Genomic DNA, 16,218 nt, shown 5'->3' with positions numbered 1-16,218 from the left:
ACTTATCGACTATAAATTCCGCTTATTTCCCTAATAAAAACGCTGTTTTGACCTGACCGCAAAAAGCTTTAAAAATAGCCGCACAAAACAAAAATAATGAGAGGAGCTTACTATGGAAGTCACCGTCTGGTCAGGCTGGATTGCCGGATTGGCAATCGGTTTATTTGTGGTTTTACACTTTTGGTTAATCGGTAAGCCGGCCGGCTGCTCGACCGGTTACGGCAATGTATGCGGCATGCTATGCAAAAAAGTGCGCTATTACCACGAAGGCGAATACGAAGCCAAAAACAACATCAAACTCTGGTTTCTAGTCGGCATTCCGATTGGCGGTTTGATCGCCGGCTTAACCGCAGAAAACCCATGGCAAATCAGCTTTGACATGGGCATGTATGAACAGATTCTGCCCGGTTCCGATGCCGCTAAAGCGATTTGGCTGATGTTCGGCGGAATGCTCCTCGGCTTCGGCGCTCGTCTGGCCGGCGCTTGCACCACCGGACACGCGCTGGTTGGCGGCGCGATGCTCAACCCGCCGAGCTTATTGGCCGGCGCCGTCTTCTTTGCTAGCGCACTGATTACCACGCAGCTGCTGTTTAACACCTAAATCGAGACACTTCAAATGCCACATAGACACCAATTACCCCCTTTTAAAAGCGCATCACTCACCGTAATGAACTTTGTCCACGCCTACCGGATTAATATTTTGGGCGTTTTAATGGGCATTCTGTTCGGTTTTTTAATGAGCCGCGCCGGCGCGACCACTTACGACTACCACGTCAAAATGTTTTTATTTGAAGACATGCAGTTAATGAAAGTCATCGGCACAGCCGTCGTGATTGCGATGATCGGCGTCTATCTATTGAAACGCTTTCACGTCAGTGCGATTGCGACCGGCACAGAAGTGGATTTCGTCAAAAAACCTTATCAACAGGGGTTGATTGCCGGCGCTTTTCTATTTGGTGTCGGCTGGGCGATGACCGCAGCCTGTCCCGGAACCATTCCGGCGATGGTAGCCGAAGGTAAAGTCGGCGCGGTATTTAGCTTAATTGGCTTACTCCTCGGAACCTTAGCATACGGTATCCTACAGTCGTTTATTGCCAACAACGGCAGCTATAAAGATGCGTTTAAACCTTAAAAGTGAAAAAAACGAACCTATCTAACAAGCCGCCAATGCGGCTAAATTCGCCCAAAAGCCATAAAATTTTCTTGGCTGTAATAAAAAAGCCAACAAATAAACCGCGCCCTTCCCTGTAAATTTTCAAGAATTTCATTATAATACTTTGTTTTTCAAATCCTTAGCCCTCTCCGCCAAATCCCTGCAAGGCACTTTTCGGTTGGCGCTAAACCTTTTTCAGAAGATAGAGACTCCATATTTATGACAACGCAGAACATTCGCAATATCGCCATTATTGCTCACGTTGACCATGGTAAAACAACCCTGGTTGACCAACTTTTAAGACAGTCTGGAACCCTAGACGACCGCAAAGATATGGGCGAACGCGTCATGGACTCGAACGATCTGGAAAAAGAGCGTGGAATTACCATCCTGTCTAAAAACACCGCGATTAACTGGAATGATTTTCGCATCAACATCGTAGACACCCCAGGACACGCCGATTTCGGTGGTGAAGTTGAGCGTATCTTATCGATGGTTGACTCGGTACTACTGTTGGTTGACTCCGTAGAAGGGCCAATGCCGCAAACGCGTTTCGTTACCGAAAAAGCACTTAAACAAGGCTTGAAGCCAATCGTTGTTATCAACAAAATCGACCGTCCAGGCGCACGTCCTGACTGGGTACTTGATCAAACATTTGACCTATTCGATCGTTTAGGTGCAACCGATGATCAAATGGACTTCACTGTGCTGTACGCCTCTGGTCTAAACGGTTTCTCAGGTTACGACGACAGCGTCCGCGACGGCAATATGGATCCGGTTTTCCAGACCATCATCGATAAAGTACCTGCGCCTGAAGTTGATCTTGATGGGCCGCTACAGCTGCAATGTATCTCTCTGGATTACGACACCTACAAAGGCGTTATCGGGACTGGGCGTATTAAACGTGGTTCGGCAAAAGTAGGGATGACAGTCACTATCGTCGACTCTAAAGGCAACACCCGTAAAGGTAAATTTGGTGAGCTATTCGGTTACCACGGCTTACAGCGCGTAAACATCACTGAAGCCCACGCTGGTGATATCGTTGCATTCTCTGGCTTTGATCCATTAAACATCTCAGACACTCTGTGCGATCCTATTGCTCCAGAAGCCTTAACTCCAGTGAGCGTTGATCAGCCTACCGTTAGCATGACCTTCCAAGTAAACGATTCTCCGTTTGTTGGTCAAGAAGGTAAATTGCTTACCTCACGTCAAATTCTTGAGCGCTTGGATAAAGAGCTGCTAACCAACGTGGCTTTACGCGTTGAAGACACCGAAGATGCCAACAAATTCCGAGTTTCAGGACGTGGCGAACTGCATCTTTCAGTGTTAATCGAAACCATGCGTCGTGAAGGCTTTGAAATGGGCATCTCGCGTCCTGAAGTTATTTTCCGTGAAGTCGATGGCGAAACACATGAACCTTACGAAAACCTAACAGTAGATGTACCTGAAGAAGCTCAGGGTAGCATTATGGAAAAGCTAGGGATGCGTAAAGCAGAAATGCAAGATATGGTTCCGGACGGTCACGGTCGCGTGCGTATCGATTTCATTATCCCGTCGCGTGGTCTAATCGGCTTCCGTACCGAATTTATGACAGCCACTCAGGGTGAAGGTCTTATCTTCTCAAGCTTCTCGCATTACGGACCAAAATTCTCTGGCTCGTTGGGCGAGCGTAACAACGGTGTCTTAATCTCTAACGATAAAGGTAAAGCCCTGGCTTACGCTCTGTTTAACCTACAAGATCGTGGTCGTCTATACATCGGTCATGGTGAAGAAGTCTACGAAGGGATGATTATCGGCCTGCACAGCCGTTCTAACGACCTAACGGTTAACCCGCTAAAAGGCAAGCAGCTTACCAACGTACGTGCCTCTGGAACGGACGAAGCGCTCATTCTGACGCCACCAATCCGCTTTTCACTAGAACAAGCATTGGAATTTATCGATGACGATGAATTGGTTGAAGTTACGCCTAAGAGCATCCGTATTCGTAAGAAATTCTTGACTGAAAACGAACGCAAACGCGCGTCACGTTCATCAAAAGACTAATCGAATCGATTTACTTAGCGTAAATTAGTAACATCAAAACCGCCTGCTCTTTTTATCTTAAAAGACAGGCGGTTTTTTTATACCTGCTCCTTGTAGCCATGCAAAACCGCCACTAATCACAAAAATATCCGACTGAATCTTCTCAAATCCACGCACTTTTGGGTAAACTTGAAACCAAAAAGCTTTATAACGCAGCGATAAAAACAAAAAGGCATTTCCGTGTTAGGCAGCAAACTCTACCCCCCAATCGAACCCTATGTACAGCACAGCTTACAAGTTGACTCAACGCATTCGTTGCATATTGAAGAGTGCGGCAATCCCAATGGTATTCCAATTCTCTTTGTGCACGGCGGTCCAGGCGGCGGCTATAGCGTAATTCACCGCCAATTTTTCAATCCCCACGCCTATCGTATCGTCTTGTTTGATCAACGTGGCTGCGGGCGCTCACGCCCACACGCCTGCCTAACCAACAACACCAGTGCGCATCTGATGGAAGACATCGAAAAAATTCGCCGCTATTTGAACATCGATAAATGGGTGCTGTTTGGCGGTTCTTGGGGTTCGACGCTTTCGCTACTGTATGCACAAAGCTATCCGGAACGTGTGCTAGGATTGATTTTACGCGGTATCTTCTTGTGTCGAGAACAGGATGTAAATTGGTTCTATCAACAAGGTGCCGACCGTTTTTATCCCGAATATTGGCAAGATTTTATCGCCCCGATTGCCCCTGAAAAACGCGACTCTATGGTAGAAGCCTACTATGAAATCCTTACCAGCAAAGACGAAGTAGCACGAATGCGCGCTGCAGAAGCCTGGTCAGTGTGGGAAGGTCGCACCTGTAATTTGCAAACCGATGAAGCCACTGTCAATTACTTTGGCGACCCCTTCCATGCTTTGGCGATGGCACGCATCGAATGCCATTATTTCCGCCACCAAGCGTTTATCGAAGACAACCAAATTTTAGACAACTGCCATAGCATCCGCCATTTGCCGATTACCATCGTACATGGCCGCTATGATATGGTCTGCCCTGTGAATCAAGCTTTTGAGTTAGCGGAGCGCCTACCACAGGCCAACTTAATTATCTGTAACCACGCTGGACACAGCGCGATGGAAACGGAAATCAGCCACCAATTAATCACCACGACTGATGCATTTATCGAGCTTTTGGAGGCCTCTTGATTTGTTTACTGCAACGCGTTCAATTCGGCAAAGTCGAAGTGCAAAAACAATGCTTAGGCGAAATTCAACATGGCTTGGTGGTCTTAGTCGGTTTTGAGCCACACGACCACAGCGAAAAATTACAAAAGATGGCACATCGCTTATTGCACTATCGCATTTTTAGCGATGAAAACAACAAAATGAATCTCAATGTTCAACAAGTCAACGGCGGAGTGCTTTTAGTACCGCAATTTACCTTGGCGGCAAACACCCAAAACGGTTTACGTCCAAGCTTTTCGACTAGCGCATCGCCAACCCAAGCGACTCTATTGTTTGATGAATTTATCGCCGTCGTCAAACACAAATACCCACAAGTTCAAACGGGGCAATTTGGTGCCGATATGCAAGTCACTTTATGCAATGACGGACCTGTGACATTCTGGCTACAAAATTAAGCGCCCAAAACGATTGAGAAAGCATAAATCCAAATGCCGCCAAACCATTCATTGTTAGTTAGCAATGTAAAAAAATGACCTGTATCACTCAAAACTCTATTTGCCATTAAAAGCTTTCCGCCTTGGATTGCATTTCTGCTTAAGGCGTTTACACTGACAATGGAGTCTTAGACGCGATATTTATTCGACCGCATTGCCTCCGCAGAACATCCTTTAACTTTTTTATGTGTATCTGACCTCCAGTAGGAAAACCTTGAATGCCAGACTCTCCCAGTAAAGTCCTGATTATTGAAGATGACTCAGTCACACGCATGATGCTGGCTAAAGTCTTAACCCATTCAGGCTACGAAATCATTCAGGCCACCAATGGTCGAGAAGGCTTAGGCGCTTATATGCAGCATAATCCGAATGTGGTGTTAATGGATGTGATGATGCCGGTGATGGATGGCTTTGCGGCAACCAGAGCGATTCGCGAATACGAACAAAAGCGTGCGGTGCCAATTCTGATGCTCACCGCCTTGGACGACATTCACTCTATCGATGATGCCTTTGATGCAGGGGCCACGGATTTTATTACCAAACCGATTAACTGGGGTATTTTTGCCCAACGGATCAAATACGCACTGCGTACCGCACAAATCGAAGACCGATTACGCAGCCGCCAAGCAGAACTGAATTTCGCACAGCAACTTGCCAAACTCGGCTATTGGGAATGGGATGCCGTCAACAATCTGGTAACCGGTTCCACTTCCGCCTTTGCCATTTTTGATGTACCGATGAAACAACACACCAGCTTAGAACAGTTTCTTGCTCATGTGATGTCCAAAGACAAACCAATGCTGTTACAAGCCTTTAACGAAGCAAGCCAAGGGCAGAGTAAAATTCAAACCAGCTTTCGTGTTGTCAGCCATGATGGCATGATCAAGCACATCGAATGTTTAGGCGAAGTGGATTTTGACCAACAGAACAATGTGCTAAAAATCACGGGTTCAGTTCAAGACATTAGCCGATTACACCGTGCAGAGAGCCAGATTGAATACCAAAACACGCACGATAGTTTGACCAATTTACCGAATCGCAATCATTTCAATAAAACCTTTAAAAAGCACCTTAGCGAATACCCAAAACGACTCTGCGCAGTGATTGTCTTTGACATTGATCGCTTCAAACAGATTAACACCCATTTTGGTCAAGGCTTTGGTGACGAACTATTGATTTCGATTGCACAACGCTTAAAACGCATTACCCGCGACGGCGATTATGTCGCCCGCATCGGCAGTGATGAATTTAGTATTTTAATTTTAAATATAGCCACCACCGAGGAGCTTAACCACCTCCTCAATCGCTTAAAACAAAACCTCTCAGGCGCATTCGTCATTCATCAAGAAGAACTGTTTTTAAGCATCAGTACGGGTGTTTCAGTCTATCCGCAAGACGGTAACAATGCCGATTTACTGCTCAACAATGCCAACATTGCTCGCGCCAAAGCCAAAGCCGAAGGCGGCAACCAGCTGTTGTTCTTCCGCAATGAAATGAACCAAGCGGCACAAGCGTCAATGCAACTGGAAAACGAACTACGCAACGCAGTCAAGAAAAAGCAAATTGAAGTCTACTACCAACCACAAATTGATGCGCAAACACTTCGTCCAATTGGCTCTGAAGCTTTAGTACGCTGGAATCACCCAACCCTCGGAATGATTTCTCCGGTAACCTTTATTCCGCTCGCGGAAAGCACTGGTTTGATTATTGAAATCGGCAACTTTGTCTTGCAACAAGCGGTCAAACAAACCGCCAAATGGTATAAAAAAGGCCATCAACTACGCATCGGAATTAATTTATCAAGCCGCCAATTTACACAAAGCGACTTAATGCTCGAGGTACAACAAGCCTTAAGCTCGAACGAATTACCCAGTGCGCTGATTGATTTAGAAATTACCGAAAGCCTAGCAATGAATGATGCTGAGCGCACCACACGACTGCTAAAAGGCTTAAAAGCGATGGGCGTCTCTATCTCGATTGACGATTTTGGCACTGGCTACTCATCCCTGGCTTATCTAAATAGCTTTCCGATTGATACCATTAAAATTGACCGCTGTTTTATTAAAAATTTAGACACCCAAGCCGGCCAAACCATCGCCAACACGATTATTGCGATGGCCAAGAGCTTGGATTTAGAGGTGATTGCCGAAGGCATTGAAACCGAAGAACAAATGCATTATTTGCAGTCCAAAGAGTGCGATATTCTTCAAGGTTTTAAGTTTGGCAAACCGATGCCAGCCAAAGAGTTTGAAGCTTGGTTAGAATTACAGAATCAAGGCATTACGCAATAGTTTTTATGCCACCTAAAACAACTCGAAAATGTTTTACAGCGCATTGAATTGATTGCCATAAGCCTTACCCCCTTAAAATTTCGCCTACATTTTTTAGAGGTACCCTATGTCGGTCGATCAAGAAAACTTAAATATGCTTAGAGAAGTAATTGGAGATGACCTCCAAGAAATTATCGAAGCCTTTTTAACGACAAGCCCGGAAATACTTGGGCAAATTAAATTTTCTATTGAATTAGAAGACGCTGCCGGTGTGCAGTTACACAGTCACACGCTAAAAGGCAGTGCTGCCAATATTGGTGCTCAGCACTTACCGGCGTTATGCGCAGAACTCGAAGCAAAAGCAAAAGAGGGTGTGGTCACGCCAGCTTTTGCTCAAATGTATGCAAATATCGAGGTCGAATCTCAACAAGTCTTCAATTTTTTGAAGGAATTTTTGCAGAGTTTTTAAGGAATTTACGGCACAATAGTCACTCTTAAATTTGAACCAAACCGAGAAGTGACCTCATGCGCTATCAAGTAACCGAGCAAGAAAAGCACGCCGCAAAACTCCCTCACCACATCTTTAACATCAATGTGATTATCACTCACCTAGCGATTTCACAAGTTGCCTTAGAACTCGGTGGCGGTAGTCCTGCGCCCTTCTTGTTAGTTCCGCTGATTTCCGGCTTAGTGATTCTGTTTTTATATCAACGCAGCCAACTCTTGCTAGCAGAAAATGGAAGTTGGTTTGTTGCCGCACATTGGACACAGGCGTGGCGCCGTGGTCGTAATTTATTACTTTCTTATGCCGTCGCAACTCTGGTCATCACCTTAGGCGTATTACTGGGCAATGTATTTGGTGGTGGCTTAATGATGAACGACTTCTCCGCCGAGGGCAGTTCCACCTCAATCGTCGAAAAAATCAGCTTGTTCTTTGGCGCCATCGTGGTGTTTTTTACCGTGCTATATAACTTCTTGCAAACTGGCATTTCCGTTTACGATGCCGGTAAAGGGATTATTGACTCCAAAATCGAAAAGTTCGCCGCACGGAATGAAACCGCAAACCCTGAATTGGGCGAAGGCGATGGCGACGTTCGCCAAGACAGCCAGTCAACCGAGCAAGAGAAATAACATGGCCAGCAAAAAACGTCCGCTGCCAATGTTCTGGCTCGTATTTATCGCTTCAATGGTGATTTTTGCACTCATGCTATTGATTCAACCGCAACGCGATGCCACCGCTGAGGCACACCTTCCTTGGAACGCTAAATTTGCTGCTGATGGTCAATTACATGCGCTGGGGTTAGTGGTTGGTCAATCCAGTGTCAATGACGCCGTCAAACTGTATGGCAAAGATGTCGAACTCAAAATGTTCACCGATCTTGACGAAAGCAATAAAACCGTTGAGGCGTATTTTCCAGTGATGTACATCGGCTCAATTAAAGCGGCACTTGCAATGCAGATTATCGTTCCAGAAGAACAGCTACAACAGACTTTCAACAACGGCAAGAAAATCGTCATGAGCAGCTCTGGCGGCCGTGAAATCGAACTCTACAACCAAGATAAAATTGCCCTCATGTCTCTGCCGGTATCAAGCATCACGCTGATTCCGCGTAAACACCTGACCGAACGTGCGATTCAAATGCGCTTTGGAGAACCCTCTCGCAAAGAGACCCAATCGGACGGATTACAACATTGGTTTTTTGATTCACTCGGCTTAGAAATGATTCTTGATCCAGAAGGCCCAGAAGCATTGCAATACACCAATCAATCCGCCCGATAAACCGAATTGCTAAGTGTAAGTGTGTCGCGCAGTCAACAAACTCGCGGCGCTGCTATTTGGAAGAAGATACCTGAGACGTTTTTTCATTAGATACCTCAGAAGCGGTGGATGGATGCTTAGGCGCATCAGGAAAATCGTCATCATCCATTAAAATACGACTGCCCTGACCATCCAAATCCTCAAAAAAACCTTTTTTGGCCATCCAGATAAAAGCGATAACAACCAAAAAACCAAACAGCAACACAATCGGAATCAATACATAAATGACATCCATTCTCAGCCTCTACTTCTTAAGTGAATCTAGCGGAGCTTGACGTTTACGCATCTGCTTTTCACTAAAGAAACTGCGAATACGCGCCGCATTACCAATCACCACTAATGAGCTTAAAGGCATTGTAATCGCGGCAATCAGCGGGGTTAATGTGCCTGACATCGCCAACGGAACCATAATCAGGTTGTAAGCAATCGAACTGGCGATATTCTGCTTAACGGTGCGTAGAGTTCTCATCGATAAAGCGACTGCGGTATCGACTGAAATCAGGCGATTATTCATCAGAACAATGTCTGCGCTCTCCATCGACACATCAGTACCAGAACCTAATGCTATCCCGACATCCGCGCGCACTAAAGCCGGCGCATCATTAATACCATCACCAATCATCGCCACTTTTTGGCCTTTTAGTTGCAATTGGCGAATCTGTTCATTTTTATCCTCTGGTAAGACCTCAGCGATAACATTCAATCCACCAAGCTGTTCAGCGACGCGTTCAGCAACCACGCGCAAATCACCGCTTAATAGCGTGACCTCTTTACCGCGTGCTTTCAGACGTTGAATTAACTCTTTGGCGTCTTCGCGTATCTCATCCTCGAAGAACAATACCGCTTGCACAAGACCGTTTTGCGCAACCCAGACAGCGGTTTGCGCAATCTGCGCGTGTTGTGCCGTTTTCGCTAATAGCGTTTGCGGTAAATCAATCTGTTGCGATTGCAACCATTTGGCCGTACCAATATGCCATACATCCGCCGCAACCTGCCCACGCACTCCGCGCCCCGGAAAAGCTTTAAATTCGGTGACGGGAGGCAAGTCTTTGCTTTGTAAATTGTGGGAAGTACAAATCGAATCCACCAAGGCACGCGCCAGAGAGTGTTCCGAATGATGTTCAATCGCCGCCACTGCGCTTAACAGTCGGGGTTGCTCAATGTTCGGCTCCAACCATTCGGTCGCCGTAAGACGCATCTGCCCTTTGGTCAAAGTGCCGGTTTTATCAAACACAAAATGATCCATATCGCGCAGCGTTTCCAACACCGTACCGTTTTTAACCAAAATACCGTGCCGTGCAGAAACTCCAGAAGCAACCGCAATCGCCATTGGCGTTGCCAAACCGAATGCACACGGGCAGGTAATAATCAATACCGCGGTGGCCGTCATAATGGCAGATTCAATCCCCGCATTGAAGAACCAAAACACAAAACTAAAGGCCGCCAAACTGAGCGTGACAGTAACAAAATACGGCATGATTTTATCCGCGGTACATTGGATTGGCGCTTTGGAACCTTGCGCCTCTTCGACCATATTAACAATACGACCGAGCTGGGTATTTTGCAGAATCGATTCAACTTCGACCGTTAAACTACCATCAATATTCAAAGTACCAGCGGCAACCTTATTGCCAGGAGTTTTACTAATCTCGCGCGCTTCACCGCTTAACATCGCTTCGTTGACTTGTCCTTCACCACTAATGACAAATCCATCCACCGGAAACTGCTCACCCGGTTTAACCAAAATATGCACGCCTTTGACCAGGCTGCGTACCGGAACAATCTGCTCGCCCTCAGCATCCACTTTACGGGCAATTTTAGGCTGCAATTCGAGCAAACGACGGGATGCGTCCACCGCTTTATTCTTAGAAATCGCTTCCAAATACCGACCAATCAACAGTAAGAACATAAAATCAATCAGCGTATCGAAATACACATCGCCGACATTTTCCGGATGGACGGTAACCCAAAGCGAATAAAAATAGGTGGTCAACATGCCCAAACTGATTGAAACGTCCATTCCTACAGTCCGTGCTTTCAGCGATGTCCACGCCCCTTTGAAGAAAGGCTGGCCGGAGTAAGCTAAGGTAACCGTTGCGATGATTAATTGAATCCAATGAAAATAACTGCGATATTCTGGGTCTTCGTTTGCGCCCGTATAGAGCGCAACTGAAAACCACATCACATTCATCATCGCAAAACCAGCAAACCCTAAGCGATAGAGTAAATCACGGTTGGCTTTTTTAGTGGCCGCCTCACTCAGCGAGGCATCATAAGGGGTTGCGTCATAGCCAATTCGATTAAGTTTCTTAATAATGTCAGACAGCTTGAGCTGCGAATTATCCCAACGCAGTTTAATTTGCTTATTGGTGAAATTGACCCGTGCGAGCAAAATTCCATTGGTATTCGCCAAAGTATGTTCAATTAACCAGACGCAGGCGGCGCAGTGAATCGCCTCAGACATCAGGGTAATTTCACGGCGCGTACCAAGCGTATCAACATACTGCTCTTGGACTTCGTCATAATCAAAAAGGTCGATATTTTTATTGGGTGCCGGTGGCGGGGAGAGCAGTTCGCCTTGTGGCGTACGCTGATAGAAACTCTGCATACCCGACTCATAAATCACTTCGCAAACCGAAGCGCAGCCGTGACAACAGAAAGCGCGCTCAGAGCCTTCAATGGGCTTTAAAATCAACTCCCCTTGGGGAATCGCCTGACCACAGTGAAAACAACTTTGCGCCATAAGGATTCTCGTTTATTGCGGATCTTGTACGAAGATAGAACGTCCAACATTAAAGGTGTTGTCACCCTTTTTGATTTCCATGATCACATCCCACTTTCCTTTTACAGGCAAAGCAAACTGCGCTTGGTAAACACCAACTTTATCCGTGGCGCTCAACGCCTGCTGCCCATCTAAATCTCGATTAGAGGGGCGGTAAAAATACAACACCGCAGAGTCAACCGACATAAATTGATTGTCTTTGTCCAACACTTGCAGTGTGACGGTTTGCGCTTTTGCTTCCGATAAAATCGGCAAGTCAATTTTTAGCTGCCAACCGAGTTGTTCCATCCGTTTTTGCTCGGCCAAAATCTTGTCCATATTTTTGCCTTGCTCGTAAAAGTCATCTACAACTAATCCAGGATTGGTAACGATAGCCATACTGACCATAAAAAAATTCACCGCTAAGACCACGGTCAAAATCAGCAACCAGGCAAGAACAAACGGATTTTTCCAAACATTGCTCCAGTCACGTTTATCCTGTTTTTCAATTGTCATAGTTTCCTCACCCGCGCAAATAAAAAGCCCGATTATCCAAGCAGGATAATCGGGCTTAATTATAGCGATTTTTACACTCGCTCATTCGTCAAAGTCTGACTATTCATTTAATGCTTAACGTGGTTTTGGACCGATAAACACGGTATCGTAAGTCGACTTAACCTGAGGATTATCGAGGTCTTCAACCACGATTTTCAATGGCGTATTGCTGTCTTGCAAATCCTTACGCGGGATTTTCACCAATAACGTTGTCGAACCGACCGTACCAGGTCGAACCACCACATTATCACCAACGATGTAGTTCAAACTTGATGGGCCACCATTCACTGAAATCATGACACGCAAGTCATCGGCTTTCTTATTAACGATTTTCAACGTCCATTTATTTTGAATTGTGCCATCACTCATCTGCACAAACAAAGGCGAGCGTTCATGCAACGCTTTGACATCAATCGGCGACATCGTCAATAAACCAAACAGAATCGCACCCGCAGCAAAGCCCATAATCGAGGTATATACAATAACGCGAGGTCGCTTCCAAATTGCCGGCAATTTTTTTCCGCTAAACTCTTGCAGCGAAGCGTAACGAATTAAACCACGCGGCTTTTTGATTTTGTCCATCACCGAATCACAGGCATCAATACACAAACCACAGGTAATACAACCAAATTGCTGGCCACGACGAATATCCACACCCGTTGGGCAAACCGCGACACAAAGGTTACAGTCAATACAATCGCCCAGTTCCGGCACTTCTTCACCTGGTTTTGGTCGCTTCATCCGCCCGCGCGGTTCACCACGATCGACATCGTACGTTGGCACAATCGTTTGTGTATCAATCATCGCTCCTTGAATACGTGCATAAGGACAGAAGCCAATACAAGTCTGTTCGCGTAAAAAGCCGGCAAAGAAATAGGTCGCTAGGCCCAGCACAATCACGACAGTGGCTTCGACGCTTCCCCATTCAAGGGCGAACAGACGCGCCCATAAATCAAGCGCATCAGTGAAATAGGCGACAAAACTGAATGAGGTCGCAAAACCAATTAATAGCCAAATAGCGTGCTTAGGTGCTTTAATTTTGAGTTTGGCAAGACTCATCGGCGCTTCTTCAAGCTTTTGACGTTTATTTGGCTGCCCTTCAAACTTCTCTTCTAACCAGGTGAACACATCGGTCCAGACGGTATGAAAACAGAAATAACCACACCAGAGCCGTCCGGCAATCGCGGTTGAAGCGGCCAGCAAGAGTGCGAAAAACAACAGTATCATCGCCAAAATCCAGATATCTTGCGGCAAAATAGTCAACCCCCAAAAGTGAAACTGACGATTACCTAAATCCCACAAAATCGCTTGCTGGCCATCCCATCGTAGATATGGACCGATAAACAAAATCAGCCAAAATGAGGCGATAATCCATTTCATCTTACGGAAAATACCCGGAATACGCTTAGCGTGTACCGTTCCTTCGGTATGAATCGGTAATAACTCTACGCCGATGTTTTCTAGGTTTTTATTGGTAATTTCGATTCCACCGCCAGCGGGTGAATCCTTCGCCTTTGTGGTGCCTTGAGAATCTTGCTGCTTTTCAGACATAGCGCATTCCTTGCTTATAAGCCAAAATGGCGTTTATAGCGAATATTAAGACGCTAATCCACCATCATCAAAATGAGGAAATGATTGTAACCTATTCGGATTATGCCAAAATCGATTGTCTTTATTATCAGAGATAAGTAGTTTTTTGATTTGAAATAGCAATCATCAGACATAAAAAAACCGAGCATCAAACTCGGTTTTTTTATACATCAAACAAAAGCGAATTAGCTTTTTTTGTCTTCGTCGTTTTCCAGACCTTCCATGCCACGCGCCGCTTTCCAAGCGAAACCAATCAACGCAACAATAGACAGTACCAAGGCGCCAATCGACCCCCAAAGTACCCAGTCATTATTTAAATCGCCCATCACTGACTCCTTACACAAATATTAATGGCTTTTTGCAGTCATAAGTTCGGGAGCCGAAACTCCCGATAACTTAGTTACTGACCACCACCAAGTTGGTGAGTGTAGACCGCTAGACGTTTAACATTGACATCTGCATTTGGAAGACGCTCTTTAAACGCTGGCATAATTGCTTGGCGCGTACCTTCAATGTATTCGCCATTTTTCTTAACATTGACACCGTGCGCGATCACGTTACGAATCGTTTGACGATCAGAACTAAAACGCCATACTTGGTCTGTCAGGTTTGCTGCACCAGCCGGAGCCAATGGTTTACCCATTGGGCCGTGACAAGCTAAACACATTCCTTTGGCATAGACCGCTTTACCGGCAGCAAAAGAAGCATCATTCGCCTTACCTTCTGAAAGGGCGATAACGTAATCCGTTACACTATCAATCTCTTCATCCGTTAAGTTACCCATCATACCTTTGGCTGGCATATTACCGATACGACCATTTTTAATGGATGCCTCGATTTGCGCGATGTTACCACCCCACAACCAATCATCATCGGCCAATACTGGGAAGCTAGGGTTACCTGCGCCACCAGCACCGTGACAGGCCGCACAGTAGTCACCGAAAAGTACCTTTGAAGTAGCGACCGCGTACTGACGAAGGTCGTCATCTTTCAGAATGTCCGCAACAGACATTGCCGCAAGCTGCTCTTCTTTATCCGCAAATTTCGCTACACGCCAATCTTTAAGCACTTGAAAATCTTCATTGTACTCTTCAATTGCCGTCCACCCCGTTAACCCTTTAGTAAACTCACCAGAGTTATTAGTCAAAGGAATGGTTGGGTAATACAGCGTGTAAAAGATGATCATGATGAAACCCGCATAGAAAGATAACATCCACCATAACGGCGGCGGATTATCTAACTCACGTAAATCCTCATCCCAAATGTGACCAGTGTTGCCTTCGTCTGGCCAAGGGTTATGTCCTGCCATTTTTTATTCTCCTCAGAATGATTCAATCATCTTCAAGGATTTTGTGTTTCTGCTCTTCCATCTCTTTACGTTTAGATGGGCGCAAAGCTAAAGCAAAGGTAATCAACATACCTAGAAACACTAAAACCGTGATGATCAGCCCAGCCCAGTCTTGGGTCGTCAATGCAGACCAGTCTGTGCTGAAGTAATGTTCGATACTACTCATTATTGACGGTAAACTTTGCTGTCATCCAGCTTAACCATCGTGCCTAGAACTTGAAGGTATGCCACCATAGCGTCCATCTCGGAGTAACCCTCGATCGCTTTGTCAGCATTTTCAATTTCCCAATCGGTGTAAGGCACACCCAAAGTACGCATCACTTCTAGGCGTTTCTTCATGTCACGCTTAGTGCCGAAGAAATCTTGAGAAACCGGAGTTTCTGCCAACCAAGGATACGCAGGCATTACCGACTCAGGAACCAGGTCCTGTGGACGTAATAAGTGCATTACATGCCATTCGTCAGAATATTTACCACCTAAACGCGCTAGGTCAGGCCCAGTACGTTTTGAACCCCATTGCATCGGGTGATCGTACATAGATTCAGTGGCTAATGAGAAGTGACCGTAACGTTCACGTTCATCACGGAACGGACGAATCATTTGTGAGTGACAGATATAACAACCTTCACGCAGGTACAAATCACGGCCTGCCAACTCCAATGGAGTATAAGGACGCACACCGTCACCGGTCTTCCAATCCGCCATCAACGGCTTACCGTTTTTGTCGAATTTATACAGTGCTTTATCGGAAACAATCTTACCGTCTTGCTCAGTGAAAGTACGCTCCCAAACTAACTCGGGGAACTTCTCGTTCTTCGCATTACCGTATTTATCGGTTTGTTCGGTGTAATCTACCGCTGATTTGAGATAAAACAACGGTACGATTTCTACAATACCAGCGATGGATACCGCCAATGCGGTTGCAAGGAACATCGCAAAGATATTTCTCTCAAAACCGTCTTGCCAATTTTTAGGCTTATCATCATGGTTTGACATGAGTTTGTGCTCCTCAACTCATTTGATT

Annotated in this window: 17 protein-coding genes; 9 read left to right on the top strand and 8 right to left on the bottom strand. The window is 45.8% G+C overall.

Translation table 11 applies throughout. The features are described 5' to 3' along the window. The first annotated feature begins 112 nt into the window (after positions 1–112). The 9 genes from HRR27_RS01050 to HRR27_RS01010 all read left to right on the top strand — a co-directional run bounded on the left by HRR27_RS01050 (position 113) and on the right by HRR27_RS01010 (position 8,901). Positions 113–601, top strand: a complete 489-nt coding sequence (locus tag HRR27_RS01050) for a YeeE/YedE family protein (RefSeq protein ID WP_173269550.1) — start codon at positions 113–115, stop codon at positions 599–601. Positions 602–667: 66 nt separating this feature from the next. Then, positions 668–1,132, top strand: a complete 465-nt coding sequence (locus HRR27_RS01045) for a DUF6691 family protein (RefSeq protein ID WP_243830857.1) — start codon at positions 668–670, stop codon at positions 1,130–1,132. A 240-nt stretch (positions 1,133–1,372) separates the two neighbouring features. Beyond that, a complete protein-coding gene (gene typA / locus HRR27_RS01040) occupies positions 1,373–3,196 on the top strand; it encodes a translational GTPase TypA (RefSeq protein WP_173269544.1) in 1,824 nt (607 codons plus the stop codon). Positions 3,197–3,409: 213 nt separating this feature from the next. Further along, positions 3,410–4,378: a prolyl aminopeptidase gene (gene pip / locus HRR27_RS01035; protein WP_425086067.1), complete on the top strand. Its 969-nt coding sequence runs from the start codon at positions 3,410–3,412 to the stop codon at positions 4,376–4,378. Beyond that, positions 4,375–4,812 (top strand): D-aminoacyl-tRNA deacylase, encoded by a 438-nt coding sequence (gene dtd, locus HRR27_RS01030; RefSeq protein WP_173269536.1) that lies wholly within the window; start codon positions 4,375–4,377, stop codon positions 4,810–4,812. The genes pip and dtd overlap by 4 nt, the downstream gene beginning before the upstream one ends. A 257-nt stretch (positions 4,813–5,069) precedes the next feature. Continuing rightward, positions 5,070–7,142: a two-component system response regulator gene (locus tag HRR27_RS01025; protein WP_173269533.1), complete on the top strand. Its 2,073-nt coding sequence runs from the start codon at positions 5,070–5,072 to the stop codon at positions 7,140–7,142. A gap of 106 nt (positions 7,143–7,248) precedes the next feature. Beyond that, the gene (locus HRR27_RS01020; protein ID WP_173269530.1) at positions 7,249–7,590 is read left to right on the top strand and encodes an Hpt domain-containing protein; all 342 of its coding nucleotides are present in this window, start codon (positions 7,249–7,251) and stop codon (positions 7,588–7,590) included. A 56-nt stretch (positions 7,591–7,646) separates the two neighbouring features. Next, the gene (locus HRR27_RS01015) at positions 7,647–8,252 is read left to right on the top strand and encodes a hypothetical protein (RefSeq protein WP_173269527.1); all 606 of its coding nucleotides are present in this window, start codon (positions 7,647–7,649) and stop codon (positions 8,250–8,252) included. 1 nt (position 8,253) lies between these two features. Continuing rightward, positions 8,254–8,901, top strand: a complete 648-nt coding sequence (locus tag HRR27_RS01010; RefSeq protein WP_173269524.1) for a hypothetical protein — start codon at positions 8,254–8,256, stop codon at positions 8,899–8,901. Between the two features lie 52 nt (positions 8,902–8,953). Here HRR27_RS01010 and ccoS read toward each other — a convergent pair whose 3' ends face one another. The 8 genes from ccoS to ccoO form a co-directional block, all read right to left on the bottom strand. After that, complete coding sequence (gene ccoS / locus HRR27_RS01005) at positions 8,954–9,175, bottom strand: cbb3-type cytochrome oxidase assembly protein CcoS (RefSeq protein WP_173269521.1); 222 nt, start codon at positions 9,173–9,175, stop codon at positions 8,954–8,956. Between the two features lie 9 nt (positions 9,176–9,184). Next, positions 9,185–11,683 carry a heavy metal translocating P-type ATPase gene (locus HRR27_RS01000; protein WP_173269518.1) on the bottom strand — a complete coding sequence of 833 codons (2,499 nt, stop codon included), beginning with the start codon at positions 11,681–11,683 and terminating at the stop codon, positions 9,185–9,187. Between the two features lie 12 nt (positions 11,684–11,695). Further along, on the bottom strand, positions 11,696–12,217 hold the full coding sequence (locus HRR27_RS00995; RefSeq protein ID WP_173269515.1) for a FixH family protein: 522 nt from the start codon (positions 12,215–12,217) through the stop codon (positions 11,696–11,698). Between the two features lie 114 nt (positions 12,218–12,331). Further along, positions 12,332–13,807 (bottom strand): cytochrome c oxidase accessory protein CcoG, encoded by a 1,476-nt coding sequence (gene ccoG, locus HRR27_RS00990; protein ID WP_173269512.1) that lies wholly within the window; start codon positions 13,805–13,807, stop codon positions 12,332–12,334. 224 nt (positions 13,808–14,031) lie between these two features. Continuing rightward, entirely contained in the window at positions 14,032–14,172 is a 141-nt protein-coding gene (locus tag HRR27_RS00985; RefSeq protein WP_173269509.1) for a hypothetical protein, read from the bottom strand. A gap of 74 nt (positions 14,173–14,246) precedes the next feature. Continuing rightward, positions 14,247–15,155, bottom strand: coding sequence for a cytochrome-c oxidase, cbb3-type subunit III (gene ccoP, locus HRR27_RS00980; RefSeq protein WP_173269506.1), 909 nt, complete (start codon positions 15,153–15,155; stop codon positions 14,247–14,249). Positions 15,156–15,177: 22 nt separating this feature from the next. Further along, the gene (locus HRR27_RS00975) at positions 15,178–15,360 is read right to left on the bottom strand and encodes a cbb3-type cytochrome c oxidase subunit 3 (RefSeq protein ID WP_243830856.1); all 183 of its coding nucleotides are present in this window, start codon (positions 15,358–15,360) and stop codon (positions 15,178–15,180) included. Then, positions 15,360–16,190 carry a cytochrome-c oxidase, cbb3-type subunit II gene (ccoO, locus tag HRR27_RS00970; protein WP_173269502.1) on the bottom strand — a complete coding sequence of 277 codons (831 nt, stop codon included), beginning with the start codon at positions 16,188–16,190 and terminating at the stop codon, positions 15,360–15,362. Before ccoO ends, HRR27_RS00975 begins: the two co-directional genes overlap by 1 nt. Positions 16,191–16,218: the final 28 nt, after the last annotated feature.

The sequence above is a fragment of the Thiosulfatimonas sediminis genome, from assembly GCF_011398355.1.
Classification (GTDB): domain Bacteria; phylum Pseudomonadota; class Gammaproteobacteria; order Thiomicrospirales; family Thiomicrospiraceae; genus Thiomicrorhabdus; species Thiomicrorhabdus sediminis_A.
The sequence above is the reverse complement of the archived record's forward strand: the minus strand, read 5'-3'. Positions and strand labels throughout refer to the sequence as shown.